Annotated in this window: 21 protein-coding genes; 8 read left to right on the plus strand and 13 right to left on the minus strand. The window is 63.2% G+C overall.

The features are described 5' to 3' along the window. Nucleotide 1 precedes the first annotated feature (1 nt). The 3 genes from urtC to urtA all read right to left on the minus strand — a co-directional run bounded on the left by urtC (nt 2) and on the right by urtA (nt 4,270). Entirely contained in the window at nt 2-1,234 is a 1,233-nt protein-coding gene (urtC, locus tag ACYG9R_RS26915; protein ID WP_023688641.1) for an urea ABC transporter permease subunit UrtC, read from the minus strand. Further along, nucleotides 1,231-2,847, minus strand: coding sequence for an urea ABC transporter permease subunit UrtB (urtB, locus tag ACYG9R_RS26920; RefSeq protein WP_023824844.1), 1,617 nt, complete (start codon nt 2,845-2,847; stop codon nt 1,231-1,233). Before urtB ends, urtC begins: the two co-directional genes overlap by 4 nt. Nucleotides 2,848-2,959: 112 nt before the next feature. Next, complete coding sequence (gene urtA / locus ACYG9R_RS26925; RefSeq protein ID WP_023688643.1) at nt 2,960-4,270, minus strand: urea ABC transporter substrate-binding protein; 1,311 nt, start codon at nt 4,268-4,270, stop codon at nt 2,960-2,962. A 312-nt stretch (nt 4,271-4,582) separates the two neighbouring features. Between urtA and ACYG9R_RS26930 the strand changes: the two genes are divergently transcribed. Together ACYG9R_RS26930 and ACYG9R_RS26935 are read left to right on the plus strand one after the other, a co-directional pair. Further along, a complete protein-coding gene (locus ACYG9R_RS26930; RefSeq protein ID WP_023688644.1) occupies nt 4,583-4,978 on the plus strand; it encodes a hypothetical protein in 396 nt (131 codons plus the stop codon). Between the two features lie 117 nt (nt 4,979-5,095). Further along, nucleotides 5,096-7,009 carry a PhoX family protein gene (locus tag ACYG9R_RS26935; RefSeq protein WP_023824843.1) on the plus strand — a complete coding sequence of 638 codons (1,914 nt, stop codon included), beginning with the start codon at nt 5,096-5,098 and terminating at the stop codon, nt 7,007-7,009. A 64-nt stretch (nt 7,010-7,073) separates the two neighbouring features. On the opposite strand, the gene ACYG9R_RS26940 is transcribed toward ACYG9R_RS26935, so the two are convergent. The 3 genes from ACYG9R_RS26940 to ACYG9R_RS26950 all read right to left on the minus strand — a co-directional run bounded on the left by ACYG9R_RS26940 (nt 7,074) and on the right by ACYG9R_RS26950 (nt 9,697). Continuing rightward, the gene (locus tag ACYG9R_RS26940) at nt 7,074-8,645 is read right to left on the minus strand and encodes a GMC family oxidoreductase (protein WP_023824842.1); all 1,572 of its coding nucleotides are present in this window, start codon (nt 8,643-8,645) and stop codon (nt 7,074-7,076) included. A 51-nt stretch (nt 8,646-8,696) separates the two neighbouring features. After that, nucleotides 8,697-9,221, minus strand: a complete 525-nt coding sequence (locus ACYG9R_RS26945) for a twin-arginine translocation pathway signal (protein WP_023684617.1) — start codon at nt 9,219-9,221, stop codon at nt 8,697-8,699. Between the two features lie 80 nt (nt 9,222-9,301). Next, nucleotides 9,302-9,697 carry a VOC family protein gene (locus ACYG9R_RS26950; RefSeq protein WP_023684616.1) on the minus strand — a complete coding sequence of 132 codons (396 nt, stop codon included), beginning with the start codon at nt 9,695-9,697 and terminating at the stop codon, nt 9,302-9,304. A 220-nt stretch (nt 9,698-9,917) separates the two neighbouring features. Between ACYG9R_RS26950 and ACYG9R_RS26955 the strand changes: the two genes are divergently transcribed. Then, nucleotides 9,918-10,220: a ribbon-helix-helix domain-containing protein gene (locus ACYG9R_RS26955; RefSeq protein WP_023670924.1), complete on the plus strand. Its 303-nt coding sequence runs from the start codon at nt 9,918-9,920 to the stop codon at nt 10,218-10,220. A 5-nt stretch (nt 10,221-10,225) separates the two neighbouring features. Here the strand turns inward: ACYG9R_RS26955 and ACYG9R_RS26960 are convergent, their stop codons facing one another. Further along, nucleotides 10,226-10,936, minus strand: a complete 711-nt coding sequence (locus ACYG9R_RS26960; RefSeq protein WP_023712397.1) for a purine-nucleoside phosphorylase — start codon at nt 10,934-10,936, stop codon at nt 10,226-10,228. Nucleotides 10,937-11,020: 84 nt separating this feature from the next. Continuing rightward, nucleotides 11,021-13,591: a cell cycle histidine kinase CckA gene (gene cckA / locus ACYG9R_RS26965; RefSeq protein ID WP_023707485.1), complete on the minus strand. Its 2,571-nt coding sequence runs from the start codon at nt 13,589-13,591 to the stop codon at nt 11,021-11,023. Between the two features lie 205 nt (nt 13,592-13,796). Here cckA and ACYG9R_RS26970 point away from each other — a divergent pair, with 205 nt between their 5' ends. Next, on the plus strand, nt 13,797-14,513 hold the full coding sequence (locus ACYG9R_RS26970) for a flagellar biosynthetic protein FliO (protein ID WP_023706175.1): 717 nt from the start codon (nt 13,797-13,799) through the stop codon (nt 14,511-14,513). A gap of 175 nt (nt 14,514-14,688) precedes the next feature. Here the strand turns inward: ACYG9R_RS26970 and dksA are convergent, their stop codons facing one another. Together dksA and ACYG9R_RS26980 are read right to left on the minus strand one after the other, a co-directional pair. After that, a complete protein-coding gene (gene dksA / locus ACYG9R_RS26975) occupies nt 14,689-15,105 on the minus strand; it encodes an RNA polymerase-binding protein DksA (RefSeq protein ID WP_023673491.1) in 417 nt (138 codons plus the stop codon). A 5-nt stretch (nt 15,106-15,110) separates the two neighbouring features. After that, a complete protein-coding gene (locus tag ACYG9R_RS26980) occupies nt 15,111-15,290 on the minus strand; it encodes a hypothetical protein (RefSeq protein WP_023696495.1) in 180 nt (59 codons plus the stop codon). A 69-nt stretch (nt 15,291-15,359) separates the two neighbouring features. Between ACYG9R_RS26980 and ACYG9R_RS26985 the strand changes: the two genes are divergently transcribed. The 4 genes from ACYG9R_RS26985 (at nt 15,360) to ACYG9R_RS27000 (ending at nt 19,120) form a co-directional block, all read left to right on the plus strand. After that, entirely contained in the window at nt 15,360-15,863 is a 504-nt protein-coding gene (locus ACYG9R_RS26985) for a SixA phosphatase family protein (RefSeq protein WP_023696494.1), read from the plus strand. A gap of 86 nt (nt 15,864-15,949) precedes the next feature. Further along, nucleotides 15,950-17,428, plus strand: coding sequence for a YcjX family GTP-binding protein (locus ACYG9R_RS26990; protein WP_023673493.1), 1,479 nt, complete (start codon nt 15,950-15,952; stop codon nt 17,426-17,428). Beyond that, nucleotides 17,425-18,489 (plus strand): YcjF family protein, encoded by a 1,065-nt coding sequence (locus ACYG9R_RS26995; RefSeq protein WP_023693368.1) that lies wholly within the window; start codon nt 17,425-17,427, stop codon nt 18,487-18,489. The genes ACYG9R_RS26990 and ACYG9R_RS26995 overlap by 4 nt, the downstream gene beginning before the upstream one ends. 82 nt (nt 18,490-18,571) lie before the next feature. Beyond that, nucleotides 18,572-19,120 carry a hypothetical protein gene (locus ACYG9R_RS27000; protein WP_023673495.1) on the plus strand — a complete coding sequence of 183 codons (549 nt, stop codon included), beginning with the start codon at nt 18,572-18,574 and terminating at the stop codon, nt 19,118-19,120. A gap of 342 nt (nt 19,121-19,462) precedes the next feature. Here ACYG9R_RS27000 and ACYG9R_RS27005 read toward each other — a convergent pair whose 3' ends face one another. From ACYG9R_RS27005 to ACYG9R_RS27015, 3 genes are all read right to left on the minus strand, one after another. Beyond that, nucleotides 19,463-19,729, minus strand: a complete 267-nt coding sequence (locus ACYG9R_RS27005; protein ID WP_023685989.1) for a hypothetical protein — start codon at nt 19,727-19,729, stop codon at nt 19,463-19,465. Between the two features lie 183 nt (nt 19,730-19,912). After that, nucleotides 19,913-21,121 carry an MFS transporter gene (locus ACYG9R_RS27010; protein WP_023688655.1) on the minus strand — a complete coding sequence of 403 codons (1,209 nt, stop codon included), beginning with the start codon at nt 21,119-21,121 and terminating at the stop codon, nt 19,913-19,915. A gap of 59 nt (nt 21,122-21,180) precedes the next feature. Further along, entirely contained in the window at nt 21,181-22,170 is a 990-nt protein-coding gene (locus tag ACYG9R_RS27015) for an AraC family transcriptional regulator (RefSeq protein ID WP_023673498.1), read from the minus strand. Nucleotides 22,171-22,321: the final 151 nt, after the last annotated feature.

Here is a 22,321-nt window from a genome sequence, read left to right on the forward strand (position 1 = left end):
TCTATTCCGCCGGCTGCGGTTCAGGCCCGGACGCGGACCAGGCACCGGGCGTTGTTGCTGCGCTGCGCACGATCTTCAATGGCGGCGCGGCATCAGGGTCTGTGCCCGCTTCCTCTGCAATCGCTGCAGCCCGCATCGCCCGAGCGTTACCGCGCCAGGAATCCCACATGCCGACGATGCCCTTGGGCAGGAACAGGGTTACGGCGACGAACAGGCCGCCGAGCGCAAACAGCCAGAACTCCGGCAGCAGGCCGGTGAACCAGGATTTGCCGGCGTTGACCAGCAGCGCGCCGACGATCGGGCCGACAATGGTGCCGCGCCCACCGACGGCTGCCCAGATCACGACTTCGATGGAATTGGACGGCTCGAATTCGCCGGGATTGATGATACCGACCTGCGGCACATAGAGCGCGCCGGCGATGCCGGCCATGACAGCCGAGACGGTGAAGGCAAACAGCTTCACGTTCTCCGCCCGCCAGCCGAGGAAGCGGGTGCGGCTCTCGGCGTCGCGCACCGCCATCAGCAGCTTGCCGTATTTGGAGCCGACGATCGCCCAGGTGATGAAGACGGCGAGCGCGAGTATGATGGCGCTGGCGGCAAACAGGGCCGAGCGGGTGGCGTCGGCCTGCACGTTGAAGCCCAGAATATCCTTGAAATCGGTCAAGCCGTTGTTGCCGCCGAAACCCATGTCGTTGCGGAAGAAGGCGAGCAGCAGCGCGTAGGTCATCGCCTGGGTGATGATGGAGAGATAGACGCCGGTGACGCGGCTGCGAAAGGCGAACCAGCCGAAGACGAAGGCGAGCAGGCCGGGCACCGCCAGCACCATGATGGCGGCGAACCAGAAGTGGTCGAAACCGGTCCAGAACCAGGGCAATTCCTTGTAGTTCAGGAACACCATGAAATCGGGCAGGATCGGATTGCCGTAAACGCCGCGCGAGCCGATCTGGCGCATGAGGTACATGCCCATCGCATAGCCGCCGAGGGCGAAGAAGGCGCCATGGCCGAGCGAGAGGATGCCGCAATAGCCCCAGACGAGATCGAGCGCCAAGGCAAGCAATGCATAGCAGAGGTACTTGCCCGTCAACGCGACGATGTAGGACGGAATATAGAACGCGCTTTGCGGCGACACTGCGAGGTTGAGCAGCGGCACGATAATGGCGGCCGTCAGCAGGATGAAAATAGTGATGGCGATGCGACGGTCGGCACCCGCGGCGAAGAAGCGTCCCGTGATCATGTTTCCACCGCCCTGCCCTTGAGCGCGAACAGGCCGCGCGGGCGCTTCTGGATGAACAGGATGATCAGCACCAGCACGACGATCTTGCCGAGCACCGCGCCAGCATAGGGTTCGAGAACCTTGTTGACGATGCCGAGCGAGAAGGCGCCGACCAGCGTGCCCCAGAGATTGCCGACGCCGCCGAAGACCACGACCATGAAGCTGTCGATGATGTAGCCGCGGCCGAGATTGGGCGAGACATTGTCGATCTGGCTGAGCGCGACGCCGGCAATGCCGGCAATGCCGGAGCCGAGCGCAAAGGTCAGCGCATCGACCCAAGGCGTCCTGATGCCCATCGAGGCGGCCATGCGGCGGTTGGCGGTGACGGCGCGCATCTGAAGGCCCCAGGGCGTGCGCTTCATAACAAAGAGCAGCACGCCGAAGACGGTGAGCGCGAAGACCAGGATCCAGAGGCGGTTCCAGGTGACGGCGAGTTGGCCGACATCGAACGATCCCGACATCCAGGAGGGGTTGCCGACCTCCTGGTTGGTCGGTCCGAAGATCGAGCGCACCGCCTGCTGCAGGACAAGCGAGACGCCCCAGGTTGCGAGCAGCGTTTCCAGCGGCCGGCCGTAGAGGAAACGGATGACGCCGCGCTCGATGATCAGGCCGACGGAAGCGGCAACCAGGAAGGCGAGCGGCAGCGCGATCACCAGCGACCAGTCGAACAGGCCGGGGAATGAGGTTCGGATCACCTGCTGGACGACGAAGGTGGTGTAGGCGCCGAGCATCACCATCTCGCCATGCGCCATGTTGATGACGCCCATGACGCCGAAGGTGATGGCGAGGCCGATGGCGGCCAGCAGCAGCACCGAGCCAAGCGAGATGCCGTACCATATGTTCTGGCCGGCATCCCACAGCGCCAGGCTCGAATTGATACTGGCGATTGCCGCCGTCGCGGCATCCTTGACCGCGCCTTGCGCATTGGCCTCGACCGCGGTGAGCAGCGAGACCGCGTCGCGGTCGCCGCGCGCGCCGATCAGGGCAATGGCGGCAAGCTTGTCGGCCTCCGGCTTATCGGAGACCAGCACCGATGCCGCGCGCGCCTGTTCGAACAATGCCTTGACCTTGGCGTCGGTCTCGGCGGCGATGGCTGCATCGAGCGGCTCGATATTGGCGGCATCGGGGGTCTTGAACATGGTGTCGGCGGCGGCGATGCGGACAGAAGGATCTTTCGCGCGCAACGTCAGCGTTCCCAGCGCATCTCGGATGACACGGCGCAGCGTGTTGTTGACCTTGATCTTGGTGATGTCGGCCTTGGCGGCGTCGCCGGCTTTCTCGCCGCTCAGCGGGTCGAGCAGCGTGACGCCGTCGGCGGCCTCACTGCCGACGAAGACGGCTGAATCGGCTTTACGAATGTAGAGATTGCCTTCGGCGAGGGCTGCAAGCGGCCGTTCAACCAGCGGATCGCCGGTGGCGGCAAGTTCGCGCACAACAGCCTCAGTGGCGGCAAAGCCCGTGCCCGTGGCGAATTTGGCGACGATGGCGCGCAGATCGGCTTCGGCTGCGTTCGACGGCAATAGGCTTGCCACCAGGAACACCAGCATGAGGCCGAGAGTGCGCAACAGGATCATCCGTTCAGATACTCTTCTGTGGGGAAATTCCGCGCCCGGGCGGGCTGAAGCGCCCGGACGCTTGGCGGTCCCGATCGTGGAGGCGTCCACGATCGGTCAGTCCCAGGAGGGATCAGTTCGTGCCCTTGCCGCCGCATTTGCCGGTGGCAACGTTGAAGTTGCCGCAGGACAGAGGCGCGCGCCAATCCGAAATCAGGTCCTTGGAATCGGGCAGATAGTCGGACCATTCGTCGCCCATCACGAGGCCGGGCGTCTGCGACACGGTCTCGAACTGGCCGTCGGCCTGGATCTCGCCGATCAGCACCGGCTTGGTGATGTGATGGTTCGGCATCATGGTCGAATAGCCGCCGGTGAGGTTCGGCACGGACACGCCGACCATGGCGTCGATGACCTTGTCGGGATCGGTGGTGCCGGCCTTTTCGACCGCCTTCACCCACATGTTGAAGCCGATATAGTGAGCTTCCATCGGGTCGTTGGTGGTGCGCTTGTCATTCTTGATGAACTTGTGCCAGTCGGCGATGAACTTCTTGTTTTCGGGTGTGTCGACGCTCTCGAAATAGTTCCAGGCAGCGAGATGGCCGACCAGCGGCGCGGTATCGAGACCGGCCAGTTCTTCCTCACCGACCGAAAAGGCCATGACCGGGATGTCCTCGGCCTTGATGCCCTGGTTGCCGAGTTCCTTGTAGAACGGAACGTTGGCGTCGCCATTGACGGTCGAGACGACGGCGGTCTTCTTGCCGGCCGAGCCGAATTTCTTGATTGCGGAGACTTCGGTCTGCCAGTCGGAGAAGCCGAACGGCGTGTAGTTGACCATGATGTCTTCGGCGGCGACGCCCTTGGCCTTCAGATAGGCCTCGAGGATTTTGTTGGTGGTTCGGGGATAGACGTAGTCGGTGCCTTCCAGCACCCAGCGCTTCACCGAGCCACCGTCCTCGCTCATGAGATAATCGACGGCAGGAATCGCCTGCTGGTTCGGGGCGGCGCCGGTGTAGAACACGTTGCGCTCGCTTTCCTCGCCCTCATACTGGACGGGGTAGAACAGGATGTTGTCGAGTTCCGAGAACACCGGCAACACCGATTTGCGCGACACCGAGGTCCAGCAGCCGAACACGGCGGCGACCTTGTCCTTGGAGATCAGCTCGCGCGCCTTTTCGGCAAAGAGCGGCCAGTTGGAGGCCGGATCGACAACGACCGCCTCGAGCTTCTTGCCGAGCAGACCGCCCTTGGCATTCTGCTCTTCGATGAGCATCAGCATGGCGTCTTTCAGCGTCGTCTCCGAAATCGCCATGGTCCCCGACAGCGAATGCAGAATGCCGACCTTGATCGTGTCTTCGGCGGCCTGGGCCGGAGACGACATCGACAGGCCGGCGGCGACCACGCCGGCCGAAAACATTTTTGTTATTGTGGAGAAATTACCCCTCATACCGAAGACTCCCAAGCTGTTTGATTGCACCGCGATAATGCAATGCAACTGCCGTGCCAAACGCAAAGGCGCCGCTCACGAAGATGGAATAGCCGAGCGTTATCAGCCGGTTGGTATATTAGCCTCGAGAAAACAGTGGTAGCCGGCGAAAATTGATTGAGGCAAATTTGCGCAGCGCACATGGCTTTTGCCTAATTTTTGCCCAATTGAGACAAATGCCTAGTTTTTGATCTCCGGCCGTGTGTTCCGGGCTAACAATGTTGCGGTACCGCGCGAAAATAGGGCAAGCTCGCCCTTCAAAAGAGTGACGTCATGACATCTCGCACCTCATGCATTTCCGGCATCCTGCTGCTGATGGCAACGAGCGGCGCCGCGCGCGCCGATTTCAGCGAGGGCAAGCTTCCGGACGGCACCTATCATTGCGAGGTCTATTTGCTCGGCGCCTTCCTCAACCTCGGCGACATCACTATCAAGGGCAATGTCTATAGTGGTCCGGTGACATTCGGCACCGCGACGCAAGGCTACAACTATCAGATGAATGCCAATGGCGAGATCACCTGGCTCGGGCCGCTGGGCGGCTATACCACCGGTGGCAACTCCGTCTCCATGACACAGGCAACACTGGACGGCGAGACCGCCCCGTCATTCGACATCATTCTGAAGCAGCCCGACGGCGCCTTCACCGCCTCGACCTGCACCAAGGGCTGAGCGATGCGTAGTGCCGCGCCCAGTTGCGGCAAAACCTTCCTCTTATGTCATGTGAATGTTGCCTAGGCAGACTAGGGCAACGGTGCGCCGTAACATCCACCCTGAGAGGCAGACACCATGGCCAATGCACCGTCTTCATCCTCCCCCGTCATCCGCGAAATCATTGCCGAGCGCGTCTCGCGCCGGTCTCTTTTGAAAGGCAGCCTCGCCTCCGGCGCGCTGATTGCCGGCGGCAGCTTTGTCGGCTCCTTGTTTGCCGGCGAAACGCATGCCGCCACAGCGCAGTCGACGCTCGGCTTTCCCGAGCTGAAACGGGTCTACGGCAAGACCCATGCCGCCGCCGAAGGCTATGAGACGACCATCGTCGCGCGCTGGGGCGACCCGCTTGCAGCCGGCCTCGCCGAATTCGACGGCAACAAGGTCGCGGCGGAGGAACAGGAAAAGCGCTTCGGCTACAATTGCGACTACATCGCCTTCATGCCGCTGCCCAAGGGCACGGTGAATTCCGATCATGGCCTGCTCTGCGTCAACAACGAATACCTCTCGCCCAATGTGATGTTTCCGGGGATGACCGAGGGCGATGCCGGCAAGACGATGACCAGGGAACAGGTCAATCTCGGCATGGCCGCGATGGGCCATTCGATCCTCGAGGTGCAATTGAAGGACGGCAAGTGGGAAACCGTGGCGGACAGCCCGCTCAACCGCCGCATCACCGCCAACACCGAAATGACCGTTTCCGGACCGGTTGCCGGCCATGCGCTGATGAAAACTTCGGCCGACCCGACTGGCACGAAAGTGCTCGGCACCAGCTATAATTGCAGCGGCGGTTTCACCCCCTGGGGTACGGTGCTGACCTGCGAGGAAGGCGTGTCCGACATTTTCGGCGGCGACCCGAAAAAGGCGCCGACTGCCGACCTGCTCGACCGTTACGGCTTCGACGGCTCCGACATCTATGGCCGCGGCCGCTTCCATGACCGCTTCAACCTCGACAAGGAACCGAACGAGGCCAACCGCTTCGACTGGGTGGTCGAGATCGACCCTTACGATCCTCAGTCCAGGCCGGTGAAGCGCACGGCACTTGGCCGCATGTCGCATGAGGCCTCGACCGTGGTCCTCAACAAGGACGGCCGCGTTGTCGTCTATATGGGTGACGACGACTATTTCGAATATATGTACCGCTTCGTCTCGGCCAAGGCCTATGACAAGGCCAACCCGGCCTCCGGCGCCGATCTGCTCGACGATGGCGTGCTGTCGGTCGCCCGCTTCGATGCCGATGGCTCGATGACGTGGCTGCCGTTGGTGCACGGCCAGGGCAAGCTTACCGTCGAGAACGGTTTTGCCGACCAGGCCGAGGTGCTGTTGAAGACGCGGTTTGCGGCAGATGCGCTCGGCGCCACGCCGATGGACCGGCCCGAGGACATCGAGACCAATCCGGTGACCGGCCGCGTCTATGCGGTGATGACCAAGAACAAGAAGCGCGACCAGTCAAAGGTCAATCCGGCCAACACGCGGCCGGAAAATCTCTGGGGCCATATTGTCGAACTGATCCCGCCCGGCGGCCGCGGCGCGGATGCCGACCACACGGCGGAAAAGTATGCCTGGGACCTGTTCGTGCTCTGCGGCAACCCGAAAGATGCCAAGGTCGGCGCCACTTTTCATCCGGACACGTCGGACAATGGCTGGTTCGTCTGCCCCGACAACATCACCTTCGACCCGGCGGGGCGGCTGTGGGTGGCGACGGACGGCGCCAATGATTTCGACCTGCCGGACGGCGTCTATGGCGTCGACACCGAAGGTGCGGCGCGCGGCCTGCCGAAGCTGCTGTTCACCTGCCCGCACGGCGCCGAAGCGACCGGCCCGTGCTTCACGCCGGACGGCACGACTTTGTTCCTGTCGGTGCAGCACCCTGCGGAAGATGCCGAGACGCTCGACAAGGCGCAGACGCTATGGCCCGATTTCAAAGACGGCCAGTTGCCGCGACCTTCCGTCGTCGCCATCCGCCGCAGGGACGGACAGCCGGTCGGCGCATAGTGAGTCCTAGTGAAAAAGGCGGAACGCGCCATGCGCGTTCCGCGTAGCGATCCGGGAGGACGGCTCAGATCGTCTTGGCCGACATTTGCGAAGCGATGTATTCGGCCTGGCGGATAGCCAGCGACACGATCGTCAGCGTCGGATTTTCAGCCGCACCGGTCGTGAACTGGCTGCCGTCCGACACGAACAGGTTCTTGATGTCGTGCGCCTGGCCGTGCTTGTTGACGACGCCGTCTTCCGCCTTTTCGCTCATCCGGTTGGTGCCGAGATTGTGGGTTGAGGGATAGGGCGGCGTCGGGAAGGAGCGCGTCGCGCCGACCGCATCGTAAAGCGCTGTGGCCTGCTTGTAGGCATGGTTGCGCATCGCCGTGTCGTTGGGATGATCATCGAAATGCACGTCGGCGATCGGCATGCCGTGCGCGTCCTTCTCGTCCTTGTGCAGCGTGACGCGGTTTTCCGCGCGCGGCATGTCCTCGCCGACGATCCACAGGCCAGCCATGTGATCATAGTGGTCGAGCGCGGTGGTGAAGGAACGGCCCCAGCCGCCGGGATTGAGGAAGGCGGCCATGAAGGGCAAGCCGAGCGACAGCGTCTCGAATTCATAGCCGCCGACAAAGCCGCGTGAGGGATCGTGCCGCGCCTCGTCGCGGATAATGCCGGCCATGGTGGTGCCGCGATACATTCGCACCGGTTGGTCGAAAATGGCGTAGACCGAACCGGTGGTGTGGCGCATGTAGTTCTTGCCGACCTGCCCCGACGAATTGGCAAGCCCTTGCGGAAACTTCGCTGACTCGGAGTTCAGCAGCAGGCGCGGGCTTTCGATCGAGTTGCCGGCGACGGCAACGATGCGGGCCTTCTGCTCCTGCAGCTTGCCGTCCTTGTCGGCATAGACGACGCCGGTCACTTTTCCGCTAGCGTCATGGTTGATCTTGATCGCCATGGCGTTTGGCCGGACCTCGAGATGGCCGGTCGCCTCACCCTTGGGAATCTCGGTGTAGAGCGTCGACCATTTGGCGCCCCATTTGCAGCCCTGGAAGCAGAAGCCGGTCTGTTGGCAGGAGTTGCGGTCGTCGCGCTCGACCGAATTGATTGCCATGTTGCCGGTATGACATTCCTTATAGCCGAGCTTGTCGGCGCCGGCCTTGAGCACCTTGAAGTTGTTGTTGCCGGGCAGCCGCGGCCAGCCATTGGTGCCGGTGACGCCCATCTTGGCTTCCGCCTTGGCGTAGTAAGGCTCCATCTCGGCCAATGTGACCGGCCAGTCCAGCAGGTTGGCGCCTTCCAGCTTGCCGTAGGTCGAGAGCGTCTTGAACTCATGCTCCTGGAAGCGCAGCGAGGCGCCGGCCCAGTGCGTGGTCGAGCCGCCGACCGATTTGACGATCCAGGCCGGCAAACTGGGGAAATCCTTCGACACCCGCCAGTCGCCTGAGGTTGTGCGCTTGTCCGTCCAGGCGAGCTGGCTGAAGGAACCCCACTCGTCGTTGATGAAATCCTCGTATTCGTGGCGCGCGCCGGCCTCGAGGATGACGACATCGACGCCTTTCTGGGCGAGTTCGTTGCCGAGCGTGCCGCCGCCGGCGCCGGAGCCGATGATCACGACCACGCCGTCGTTGTTGAGATCAAATGAAGCTGCCATGGTTTCCTCCCATGAATTCCTGTTTGCGGGGTTTCAGAACGACGGAAGGGCTCAGAGCCACTCTATGTCGTCGAAACCGCGCGCGATGTAGCCGCCCTTGGAGTAGGATTCGCCCTCGTAGCCGAAAATCGGCCACACCTCCTGCTGGTTGTAGAGGCTGACGACGAGGCCGCCGCGGATGGACTGGAAGAACGGCGTCGCCTCGATCTGCTGCAGCACGGCAACGCGCTGCTCCTCCCAGCCGAGGCCGCGATAGCCGCCCTCGCCCGACTTCTTGTCGAGGTTGGCGATGCCGTCTTCGATCATCGTCTTGTAGGCAGCGTCCTTGCCGGCCTGCTCATCATGCCCTTTTACGGCGATGGCGTAGTATTTGTCGGGCACCTGATCGTGCGGATAGATGTCGCGCGCCATCTGGATCAGCGTTGCCATAGTTTCGGGCTTGAGCGCCGATGTCTCAAGCCCCCAGGCATTTTCAGGGCTGATGACGGCGCTGCCGGAAATGACGAGCAACGCGCCGATGCCGCCGCGTTTGAGAAGTTCACGACGTGAGAGCCTCGCGTCATAGATCGTGACCATTTGTTCCTCCCTGCTTGCTGTTTGCGCCCTTGAACAGCGCCGTTGCTGGCGCCGCGCGGCTGAATGCGGCTGATAATCCCCTACTGGAAGCGCCCTCCACGCTGCAGAACCTCGATCTTGTAGCCGTCGGGGTCCTCGATGAAGAAAAAGCGGGCGATCAGCGATCCGTCGCGGTTGAATTCGACGATCTTCTTGGGGTTGAGGCCGAGCGCGCCGATCCGGTCGTGTTCGCTGTCGAGATCGGACACCGAGACCGCCAGATGGCCGTAACCGTCGCCAAGCCCATAAGGCTCGGTGCGGCCCTTGTTCACGGTGAGTTCGAGCTCGAACCCCGTTTCGGCGTTGGCAAGGTAAATCAGCGTGAATGTCTCGAAATCCAGCCTGTCGGCGACGTCGAGCCCGAAAGCGTTTCTGTAGAAATCGACGGATCTGGCCTCTTGGAGAACCCGGATCATGGAATGGATTGCCTTCGCCAAATCAGTCTCCGCCGCTGCATGTTGGAGGCGATTATGGGCGGCACGCGCGAAAGGTGGTGGCAGCCGGTTACCACGGCTAAATTTGCAATCGCTGCTATGCCAGCGCCTAAAGACGAAAGTCCGATTGCCGATTCGGCCCACAAGGCCGAACATGCAGGGACAACCACAACTTGAAGGCGCGACACGCTGCGCCCAAAACCAACAATATCGGGAGGTAAGGATGTGCAGGGTTTTTGCCGGGCAGGATCCGGAAGGCTATCGACAGATCAACCGGTCGATCCGCATCGACGGTCACTCTACGAGTATCCAGCTTGAAGGAACGTTCTGGGCGCTGCTTGACGAAATTGCCGACAGCCAGGGCCTGACGACGCCGAAGTTCATCTCAAAACTCTATGACGAGGCGATCGAGATCAACGGCGCCATTCCCAACTTCGCGTCGATGCTGCGTACCACCTGCGCGCTCTATCTGCGCGGTCACCGGCCAGACATGGATGAGCTGACGCCGAAGCGCGAAGCGGCCTGAGGAAGCTAGCCTTCCGCCGCAACGTCGAGCCCGAGCCGCGCCATATCGGTGAACAGCGCCTGACGTTCGGAATAGGCAGTCTGTTCGCCGGTCACGATGTTGTCGACGACGGTCAGCAGCGACAGCGCGCGGGCGCCGAAATGCGCCGCGATTCGGTAGAGTGCGCTGGTTTCCATATCGACAGCGAGAGCGCCAAGCGCCTGCGCTTCGGCAAAGCGGTCGCGCCCTACAGGGTGGTAGAAGACGTCGCTGCAGATGGTCAGCCCGGCCTGGTGGTCGATGCCGAGCTGGGCGGCGCAGGCCAAAGCGTGGGCGAACAGGCCGGGATCGGGCCCGGCGGCAGCATCGTAGAGGCCGAAGACCTGGCCGCTTTGGTCGCTTTCGGCGCGCACCGACTGCGAGATCACCAAGGAGCGCAGCGGCACGCGGGGTGTCAGGCCGCCGCAGGTACCTGTGCGGATCAGCGTTTTGACGCCGTGAACATCCAGGAGTTCATGCACATAGACCAGGAAGGACGGGACACCGATGCCGGTGGCCTGGATGCTGATGGGACGGCCGCGATAGAGACCAGTGAAGCCGAGTGCGCCCCGGCGGCGGTTGACGCAGCGCGGTGCCTCAAGAAATGTCTTTGCCATCCACTCGGCGCGTTGCGGATCGCCCGGCAACAGCACCGTTGCGGCATAGTCGCCCCTGGCAGCCTCGTTGTGCGGCGTCACGACATGCTCCCGAATACCCGCCGCCCGTTTCGCCTGCAATCATGGCAGCGTCACGTCATTGCGCAAGCTTTGAATTAGGGCGCCCTAAGACTCCAACACATCCTTGACCACGGTGGCCAGCTGCTTGAGGGAGAACGGCTTCGGCAGGAAGCCGAATTGCGCGTCCGGCGGCAGGTTTCTGGCGAAAGCGTCTTCGGCATAGCCGGACACGAAGACGAACTTGATGTCGGGCTGGCGCTTGCGCAGTTCGCCGAGCAGCGTCGGTCCGTCCATTTCCGGCATCACCACGTCGGACACGACGATATCGACCTTGCCGCCGAGCGCTTCGAAGACTTCCAGCGCCTCGACGCCCGAGGAGGCCTCATGGACGGTATAGCCGCGCGAGGTCAGCGCCCGCGAGCCGCCCATGCGCACGGCGTCTTCGTCCTCGACGAGGAGCACAGTGGCCGAGCCCGACAGGTCCTTGGCGCTGTCGGCGGCTTTCACCGGCGCAGCCGGCGCCTCGCTGACGTCGCCGGGCTTCTTCGCCTCCACGATATGGCGCGGCAAGAAGATGCGGAAGGTCGAGCCCTTGCCGACTTCGGAATCGCAGAAGATGAAACCGCCGGTCTGCTTGATGATGCCATAGACCATCGACAGGCCAAGGCCGGTGCCTTTGCCGACTTCCTTGGTGGTGAAGAACGGCTCAAAAATCTTCTTCAGCACGTCCGGAGCAATGCCCGAGCCGCTATCCTCGACCTCGACCACGACATAGTCGGCAGGCGTGAGCTCGCGGTAGGAGAAGCTCTTGCATTGTTCGGCGGTGACGTTGCGGGTGCGCACGGTGAGGTCGCCGCCGGCCGGCATGGCGTCGCGCGCGTTGACGGCGAGGTTGACCACCACCTGCTCGAACTGGCCGATATCGACCTTGACCGGCCACAAATCGCGGCCGTGGTCGACCTTCAGCTTGATCTCGTTGCCGACCAGGCGGGCAAGCAGCATCCGGAGATCGGCAAGCACGTCGGTCAGGTTCAGCACTTCCGGCCGCAAAGTCTGCTTGCGCGAGAAGGCGAGCAACTGCCGCACCAGCGAGGCCGCCCGGTTGGCATTCTGCTTGATGTTCATGATGTCGGGGAAGGATGGGTCCGACGGACGGTGATTGGTCAGCAAAAGATCCGACGCCATGATGATGGCGGTCAGCACATTGTTGAAGTCGTGGGCGATGCCGCCGGCAAGCTGTCCGACAGCCTGCATCTTCTGGCTCTGCGCCATCTGGCCCTCGAGCGCCTTCTGCTCGGTGGTCTCGACGGCATAGACGATGGCCGATTCGTCGGCGCCCTCGCCGGTGCCGTCGGCGACGGCGTTGACGTAGAAGCGGATGTGACGCTCCTCATTGCCGGGCAGCAGCGTGTCGATCGGCTCGATGTCGGCCTGCCTCAGCCGCGCCTTCTCGAAGGCGGCGGCAAAGGCCGGCCGGTCGCGCTCATGGATCACGGTGTCCAGCCGCACGCGGCGGTCAACCGCGTCGCCGTCGACGACGGAGGAAAACAGCGACAGGAACGGCGCGTTGGTGCGCAGGATGCGGCCGCCATTGTCGACGGCAGCAATGGCCATCGGCGTCGAATTGAAGAAACGGGTGAAGCGCACTTCCGAAGCACGAAGGTCGGCCGATGCGTCCTCGCCCTGGGTGCGGTTGAGCACAATGGTGCGGGTCGGACCGTTGGTCCCCTCTCGGCTGGCCGAGACCCGATGCATGAAGCGCACCGGCACCGCCTCGCCGGTTGTCGTCGTCAGATCGAGATCGATGACGGCGTTGCGGGTGGTGCCGGGATCGGCCTTGACCGAGCGCACCAGCGCCATGCCGTCGCCGGCGACGATTTCCGGGAGTGTCACGGCGCCAGGGGTGAAGCTCGCCAGATCGATGCCCAGCCATTCGGCGAGCGTGGCGTTGATGTAGGTGACACGGCCTTCCTGGTCGGCCGAGAAGAAACCGGCCGGCGCATGGTCGAGATGGTCGATGGCCTTCTGCAAGTCGAGGAAGAAACGCTCCTGCTCGGCCCGTTCCTGCGAGATATCGGCAAGCTGCCAGGCAAGCATCGGCAGGCGCTGACCGGGAACGCTGAAGGTCCGGGCCCGCGCCCGGTACCAGCGCGCGCCGGGTTCGGCGCCCGGCCGGATCGACTGTGCTAGCCGGAACTCACCGTCGCCGGCCTGGCCATCGCGCAAGCCCGAGGCCAGCCGGTATATGGTCACCGAAGCTTCGGGGACATCGGAAAGCAGGCCTTCGACCGTCTTCAGATCGGCGGCCGACGCGGCACCGGTCATCTCGGCGTAGGCCCGGTTGGCGTAGACGACGCGGCCCTTGGTGTCGGTGACGATCAGGCCCTGCGACATCGAATCGACGAAGGCCTTCGACAGTTCGTCCCCGGTCGAACGCGGCGCGATCTGCACGAAGCCGATGGCCGTGGCGAACAGGAAGCCGACGCCGATCATGGCAAGCACGCCCAGCATGCCGAGCAGGAACGGATCGCCAAGACGCTCGCGGAAAATGCCGAAAACGATCGCGGCCCCAGTCAGGACGATGATGAACACGATGAGCCGGGTAACCGCGCCTGGCCGCGTGTTCTGATCGACGATCGGTACCGGATAGAAATCGCCGCGCGTTTCCCTGGCCATATGCCCCCTGCTCGTGAGTTGTCCGACACCGCCCCCGGCCGGTTGAATCACATTCTCCTAATCCGGAAAAGGCCTTGGCGGCAAATGTCGGATAAAAATGACGCGTCGGTGTTTTCAAGCTGTTCACGAAGCGTGAAGGCAACTTGCGGTGGCTGGCCGCAACGGTCTAGTGTCCCTCCACTTCAAAAGCCGATTGGGGGCACCGATGCAGTGGCTGGATAATGTGGCGGGTCCCGGATATGCCGCAGCGCTGCTGTGGACGTTTGCTGCCCTTGTCCTGCTGGTCATCGTGCTCATCATCATCAGGCTGATCCGCAACCTGACCTTCGGCACCTTCGTTGCCGGCGGCAGGAACCGCAAGACACGGCTGGCGGTCATGGACGCCACGGCAGTCGACAGCCACCGCCGGCTGGTGCTCATCCGTCGCGACGACATCGAACACCTGCTTTTGATCGGCGGCCCAACCGACGTTGTCGTCGAGCGCGATATCAGGCTTGCAGCGCCACGCCGTCCGGCATTGACCGGCGATGGCGGTGTTGGCCAGCAGCAACAGGCGCCGCGTCCGCGCGCAGCACAACCCGCTCCGGCCACGCCCGCAAGGCAGGCGCCGCCGCCGCAACCGGTAAGGGCTGCTCCGGCCGCCGTTCCGCCGCGCCAGGCCGCGCCGGCGCCGAAACCGGCTCAAATCTACCAGGCGAGCAATGTGACACCGCTGCCGGCCTATGGCTCCGCCGCCAATACTGCCCGGCAGGCCCCGCCACCGAAGCATGAGTCCATCGACGATACCCTGATGCGGGAGCTCGAGGTCTCGCTCGACGATTCGCACCCCAAACCGGCAAGCAAGCCGGCTGCGAAGGCACCGCAGTCTCTCGACGACGAGATGACCAAGCTGCTCGGCGAACTCGCCAGCCAGAAACGATAAAGCCCGGCGAACCGTCACATCTTGCCGATTCCCGATCGAACGCCGCTTAAGCGTGTCGTCCGTTTCAGCGCGACGCGCTTTAACTTGGGGGCGGACTAAACCCTTCGGCCAAAAACAGAAATGGCCGGGAAACCCGGCCATTTCTGATGAAACAGTCCTGCCTGACGGCAGCGGCTCAATCGTCGCGATAGACCTTCTCGCGGCGTTCGTGGCGCTCCTGCGCTTCGATCGACAAGGTCGCGATCGGACGCGCATCCAGCCGCTTCAGCGCGATCGGCTCGCCGGTTTCCTCGCAATAGCCGTATGTGCCTTCATCGATGCGCTGCAGCGCCGAATCGATCTTTGAAATGAGCTTGCGCTGGCGGTCGCGGGCCCGAAGCTCGATGGCGCGGTCGGTTTCCGAGGAAGCGCGATCGGCGAGATCGGGATGGTTGGCGTTTTCCTGCTGCAGGATTTCGAGGGTTTCGCGCGCTTCGCGCAGTATGTCGGTCTTCCAGGTGACGAGCTTCAGGCGAAAGTAGGATTTCTGCCGTTCGTTCATGAACGGCTCGTCTTCGGAGGGTACGTAATTGGCTGTAACGATATCGTTCATTCGACTCACCCAACAACCCCAAATTTGGCGCCTATATATTCGCGCAGAGAAGGCTGCACAAGCGTAATCCGCGCGCGTTTCACGCAATTGTTAATGCCGCGCGGGCGATCCTCAGCAAAGCCTTCCATAGCAAGGGCGCGGGCGAATTCGCACATGATTCGCTGCGCTTGGGCGTCGCCGCCCATTGTGCCTCAGGCCTTTCTCGTGGCTAATCCAGTTGTGTCATTGGTGGGCAGCACACCATTGGGGGTCCGGTGAGCAGACTGTATCTGTTGAGGCATGCGAAGGCTGGCTGGGCCCTTCCCGGCGTGCGCGACTTCGATCGCCCGCTCGACGCATCCGGCATTGCCGATGCCGAAATGATGGGGACTGCGATGCGTGCCCGCAACTACATCCCCGATATCACGCTCTGCTCCAACGCCAAGCGGGCGCGCCAGACGCTGGAAGGCATCGCCGGCCACACCGATACCGGCCGGGTGCTGTTCTTCGACACGCTCTACAGCGAGGATGCCGCCGGCTACCTCGCCATCATCCGCAGCAATGGCGGCCCCGGCTCGCTGCTGGTCATCGGCCACAATCCGATGACGGAAGACCTTGCCATGGCGGTCTCGGGCGATGGCGACGAGGCCGCGCGGGCCATCATGAACCATGGTTTCCCGACCTCCGGCCTTGCGGTCGTGCGCTTCGACGGTACCCTCACCGACGCCGCGCAAGGTTCGGGCTATCTCGAAGCCTTCCTGACGCCCGCCGATCTCTGAGCGGAAACCGGCCAGGTCCAGGCGCCATTTCAAACTGGAGATGCAAAGCCTATATCGGGCGAACGGAAGCCCCGAGAGAACAGATTTTGGCATCATCGCTGACCACTTTCACCGACGAAGCGAGAATTGCCCTGGATACGCTGTCGGGGCGTGCGAGCGGGCTTTTTTCGCCGTCGCTTCGGCTGGGCGTTACCGGCCTTTCGCGCGCCGGCAAGACAGTGTTCATCTCCGCCCTTGTCCACAATCTCATCCATGGTGGGCGCCTGCCGCTGTTCGAGGCGCAGAAGTCGGGACGGATCGCTCGCGCCTTCCTCGAGGAACAGCCGGACGATGCCGTGCCGCGTTTTCAGTACGAGGACCATATCTCCGCCCTGGTCAACGACCGTGTCTGGCCGGACTCGACGCGCGCCATTTCGGAACTCAGGCTCACCATCGAATATGAGTCTGCCTCCGGTTGGAACCGGATGTTTTCCAGCGGCCGATTGTCGGTCGACATCGTCGACTACCCCGGCGAATGGCTGCTCGACCTGCCGCTGCTCGGCAAATCCTTCGCCGATTTTTCGCGCGAGGCGTTCGAGATGGCGATGCTGCCGGTGCGGGCCGACCTGTCGCAGGACTGGCGGGCGCTGTCGGCGAGGATCGAACCCAATGCCGAAGCCGACGAGATGACGGCGCGGCGCCTCGCCGAGAGTTTTGCCGCCTACCTCAAGGCCTGCAAGCTCGACGAGCGGGCGCTTTCGACCTTGCCGCCCGGCCGTTTCCTGATGCCTGGCGACCTCGAGGGATCGCCGGCGCTGACCTTCGCGCCCTTGCTGCTCAAGGGTGAGAAACGGCCGCGCTCCGGCTCGCTGCAAGCGATGATGGAGCGCCGCTACGAGGCCTACAAGACGCATGTGGTGAAACCGTTCTTCCGCGAACACATCACCCGCCTCGACCGCCAGATCGTGGTGATCGACGCCATGCAGGCGTTGAACGCCGGCCCCGGCGCGATGGCCGACCTGGAACGCGCGGTGACCGAAATCCTCTCCTGTTTCCGTCCTGGCCGAGGCAATTTCCTCACCGACCTGTTTTCACGCCGCATCGACCGCATCCTGGTTGCCGCGACCAAGGCCGACCATTTGCATCACGAAAGCCATGACCGGCTGCAGGCAATCGTGCGGCGGCTTGCCGACCGCGCCGTGGCGCGGGCAAATTTCACCGGCGCCGATGTCGATGTGGTCGCCATGGCGGCGGTGCGCGCGACGCGCGAAGGCACGGTCAAGCAAGGCCGCGACACCCTGCCGGTGATCATCGGCACGCCGCTGAAGGGCGAGAAGATCAACGGCGAAACCTTTGATGGTAAAGCCGAAACCGCCATATTTCCCGGGGACTTGCCGGAGAAAATTGATGCGGTTTTCGACGTTTCGGAAGCCGACCACCGGCAGAGCAGCGACGATCCGGCGATCCGTTTCGTGCGCTTTCGCCCGCCAAAGCTCGAACGCACCGCTGAAGGCGTCACGCTGTCGCTGCCGCATATCAGGCTCGACCGCGCCTTGCAGTTCCTGATCGGAGACCATCTGGCATGACCGCGCCCCGCAGACCGGCAGCTTTCCGCATCGAGCCGGAGGCCGAACCGAAGCAGGAAACGCGCAGCCCCCATGCCGAGCCGCCGCGCAAGCCGCGCACCGTCGTCGTGCCGGCCGAGATCGATGTCTTCGATGAGCCGGACATTGTCGCCGCCGAACCGCCGCCGGCGACCGCGCCGCGCAGGCGCTCGCTGTTTGCCAGCCTGTTTTTCGGCGCGGTCGGCGTGCTGGTTTCGCTCGCCGTCGGCCTGTGGACCGACCAGCTCATCCGCGACCTGTTCGAGCGCGCAGAGTGGCTGGGGTGGCTGGCAGCGGGAATGGCCGCAATTGCCGTGTTGGCCCTCGCAGTCGTGCTGGTGCGCGAATTCCTGGCTATCGCCCGGCTGGCCGAGGTCGAAAAACTGCAAAAGCGGGCGCTCGATGCCGTGGCCCGCGACGATCCGAAGGCTGCAAGGGCCGTCGTCGAAGAGCTTTCGGCCTTTGTCGCTGCGAAACCCGAAACCGCGGCCGGCAGGCGCTCCCTGGCCGAATTGCGCGGCGAGATCATCGATGGCGGCAATCTGGTGCGACTGGCCGAGACCGAAATTCTCGGGCCGCTCGATGCGAGAGCCAAGGTGATGATCCTCGAAGCAGCCAAACGCGTGTCGCTGGTCACCGCCGTCAGCCCCCGCGCACTCGTAGACGTTGCCTATGTCGTGTTCGAGGCCGGGCGCCTGATCCGCCGCTTGTCCGAACTCTACGGCGGCAGGCCGGGCACGCTGGGCTTTTTCCGGCTGGCGCGCAGCGTTCTTGCCCATCTGGCGGTGACCGGCTCGATCGCCGTCGGCGACAGCTTTGTCCAGCAGATCGTCGGCCATGGCCTTGCCGCACGGCTTTCGGCGAAACTCGGCGAAGGCGTGGTCAACGGCATGATGACGGCGCGTATCGGCATTGCTGCCATGGAGACGGCGCGGCCCCTGCCCTTCATTGCCGGCAGGCGGCCGGGTATGGGCGATTTCCTGTCGGCGCTGACCTCGTTTGCGGCCAGAAAAGAGAATGAAGCACCCGCCTCGACCAAGTGAACGCCCTCTCGCGGTCACCAAGCATTAACCAATCTTGTTCATGGTCGTCCAACAACAGCCTCCTTGTTGCCGGGTGTCGTCTATGAAAAGCGTAATCTTGTCCTGCGTCCTGCCCCTGGTCGCGCTTGCAGCACCTCTGGGCCCGACCGGGAAAGCCTTTGCAGCGGAGCCCGACAAGCAGTTCTTCCGCACCGTTGAAGGCAAATGGGTCGGCCCGGGCGAAATCATCGCCGGCAAATACAAGGGCACGAAGTTCACCTGCAGCTTCGACGGCTCGACGCCGGACAACAAGACCGGCATGACGCTCGATGGCGACTGCCGCGTCGGTGTCTTCACCCAGAAAATGTCGGCGACCGTCGAGCGCAAGGGCCGCGACTACAAGGGCAATTTCATGGGCGGCGCCGCGGGGTCGGGCCTGGACATCATCGGCGGCAACGTGGTCGATGCCCGCAAAGTCGTCTTCACCATCAACCGCAACCAGCTGCGCGGCGTCATGCAGGCCCGCATTCCCGACGACAATTCGATGACGGTGACCATCGCCGTGCGCGTCGACCAGCAGCTGGTGCCGGTCATCGGCATGAGCCTCAAGCGCGTCGACGCCGTCGAAGTCGGCTCCATCGCCAAAAACTGACTCTCAAGCGGTTCCCCGAAAAAAGCGCGGAACGGGGTTGCACTGCGCGTTAGCTGAGCTGTTCCGCTCAGCTCGATGTCGGGAAGGACACGCCACCTTGCGGCCAGGTTGGCGCTCCTCAAGCACGGGCCGCTCGGGCGGCACCTTTCTGCCGCGACCGGACATGTGGCGCGCAACCGACGATGTCAGCGTCTCCGATGGCCCAAGCCACAGCAAGGCCAACGTGTCATGGTCCTGTGCGTGCCGGCGGTCCTCCGTGTCAGCGCGATGCGCTTTAAGAACACCAGCAAAAAAGGCGGCGGCTACTCGAGCCACCGCCTTCCTCAATTTCCGAACGAAGAATCAGCCCTTGATGGCGGCCGTCAGATCGTCATAGGCCTTGCAGGCGTCGGCCGGCGTGGTGGCGCCCTGATATTTGGTCGTCACAGCCTGCACCTTGGCGGTCAGGTCGGCGGCCTTGGTCGGATCCTTGGTGATCGCTTCCTGCAGCGCGGCGGTCATTTCCTGCGCCTTCTTGGCCGCGATTTCCTGCGTGCATTCAGGCGCCTTCGAACAGGCCGATGCGGCAAGCATGGCGACACCCACGCCGACGAGCAAAAACTTCTTCATGTCAGTCATTCTCCTCACGAAGGCAGAACTTGATCGTCGCTGCCTTCCAACGGCCGAAGCCTGGCGTCCCATAGCCGCCGATTGCGGCAAAACGCAACGTGTGCGGCGCATAAACCTGTGCAGCGCTGCTGCAACGGCGCGGACGGCCTGATTGAGGCCGCCCGTGTCAGACGAAGCGAGGTTTCAGCCACGAGGCTGCAGCAGCGCCAGTGCGGCCGTCGCCGCGGCAAGGACGGCGGTTAGGGTCAAAGGTCCCGTAGCGCCATAGGTGTCCACGACATAGCCGCCGACAACCGCACCGACGGTGATGGCAACCTGGAAGGAAGTGACCATCAGGCTGCCTGCTGCTTCCAGCGCATCAGGTGCCGCGCGAGACATATTGGTCGGCAGCACCACCGGCGCCATGCCGAAGGCGAAGCCCCACAGCGTAACAAAGCCGAAGGCAACGCCGGTTTGCGCGCCCCAAAGCACCAAAGCGAGTGCCGCAAACGCCATCAACGCGGCGGTAACTGCGAGGGCCATGTGGATGTTGGTGTCGGCCAGGCGGCCACCGGCAATATTGCCGATCACAGCGGCGATGCCGAACCCGAGCAGCGCCAGGGCAATCGGCCCGGTTGTGAGGAGCGTCACCTGTTCGAGGAACGGGCGCACATAGACCGAGCCGGCAAAATGCCCGGTCATCAGCAGAACAATGGCAAGCATGCCGAGTTGGATGCCACGCCGCCGTGTCAGCCGAAAGACGTCTGCAAGGCTGTTGCTTGCCGCCGCAGGCAAGGTCGGCAGGCTGAGAAGCTGCAGCAGCATGGCAAGCGCGGCCAGCCCCGCCGTCATGGCCATCGCGCTGCGCCATCCCAGCCAGTCACTGATCAACGCACCCATCGACGGCGCGGCAATGGTCGCGAGCGAGACGCCGAGGGTCACGATCGCCATGCCGCGACCTGTCGCATTGGCGCCGACCAGCCGCGCCACGACGGCAACGGAAAGTGCCCAGAAAGCGCTAAGAGCGATCCCCAACCCGGCCCGGCCCAGCAACAGCAGCCAGAAATTGGGCGCCAGCGCCGCAAGAATATTGGAACCGACCGCCAGGGCCATGAGGCCAACCAGCACCGCCTTGCGGTTCAATCGGCCGATGAGAACATTGCTCAACATGGCCGTCACGGCGCCAACGGAAGCGGTGGCGGTGACGACCTGTCCGGCAGTTCCCTCGCTGATGCCGAGATCGCGCGCCATCGGCGTCAACAGACCTGCCGGCAAGAACTCGGCTGACACCAGGGCAAAGCTGGTGGCCGCCAATGATAGGACCGCAAACCATGTGGCCGCGCTCCACGCGGCTGGTGCATCGGCATCAAGGCCGATTGCGGCGTCTTCAAGCTGTAATGTTGTGTCCGTCACGGAAAGATCTCCACAGTTGGAGATCTTAGATAGGCGAGTCCGCCCGGATGTTATGTACCTTAAAATCCGAAATTCATATCCATTCGTCCGGGAATTGTGCGACGCACAACGCCTGGCGAGACATTGGTGATGCGCTTGAACGCGCGGGCGAAGGACGCCTCGGAATCATAGCCCAAACGGGTAGCGACTTCGGCAACCGACAAGCCGTTTTGGCCCAGCAATTCGCGGGCAAGCTGCATTCGCAGGCGGGCGAGATAATGTGCGGCACCCTCCCCCAATACCGCGCTGAAGCGCTCGGCGAAAATCGAACGCGATTGGCCTGCCACGCCGGCGAGGCTTCCCAGCGTCCAGTTGTGGCCGGGGTCGCGGTGCATGGCCGCCAGAGCGCGGCCTATATGGGGGTCGCGGATGGCTGCGAGCCAACCGGTGGTCGATGCGCCGTTGCAATTGACCCAGCACCGGATGAGCCTGGCTGTCAGCAAATCCGCCATACGCGACAGGATGGTGGCGCTGCCCATCTGCGGTTGCGCGGCCTCCACCGTCATGGCCGCCAGCAAAGGGCCGACCATCGGGTCATTGCCGGCCACGTCGCAACCCTTGATGAGAGGCGGCATCAACGTGATCAACGGATTGAGCGCATAGGAGCCGAGAGACATGGAGCCGCAGAAAAGGGTGCTTGTCGCGCCCGTTCCCTGCCGTATCACTTCGCAAACGTTGCCGCCCAACTTGATCACCTGGCAGCCCTCGAGCGAATCGCCCACCACGTCCGGCGCACTCGCCAGCCGATGGGCGATGCCTTGCGGCAGCAGCACCAGATCGCCATCGCGCAACTCCTGCCAGCCTTGCGCTTCGGTGTGAATCCAGCATGGACCCTGGCCGACAAAGTGAAAACGAAGCAGTTGTTGTTGCGGAAAGTCTATGCTCCATGGGTGCCGGAGTTCGCAGCGGCCATAGTTGACGCCACTCAAGCGAAAGTCTTGCAGAACTTCGCTGAGCGCATCCATCGGGATATGTGGCAGCGGCGACGGCCGGGACGAATAATCAGGCATTTGTCAGATATAGATACCGGCCGTCCGACAGGCAAGCGCAGACTGTTGTTCCACCGGGGAATCGCTGCCACGGCACCCTACCCATCCTGGCAGGCTTCCCGCCCTTGCCTCCCGCTCCCGGTGCATGCAAGGAGTGCTGTCGGACACAGGG

It is taken from the genome of Mesorhizobium sp. RSR565B (assembly GCF_054719465.1).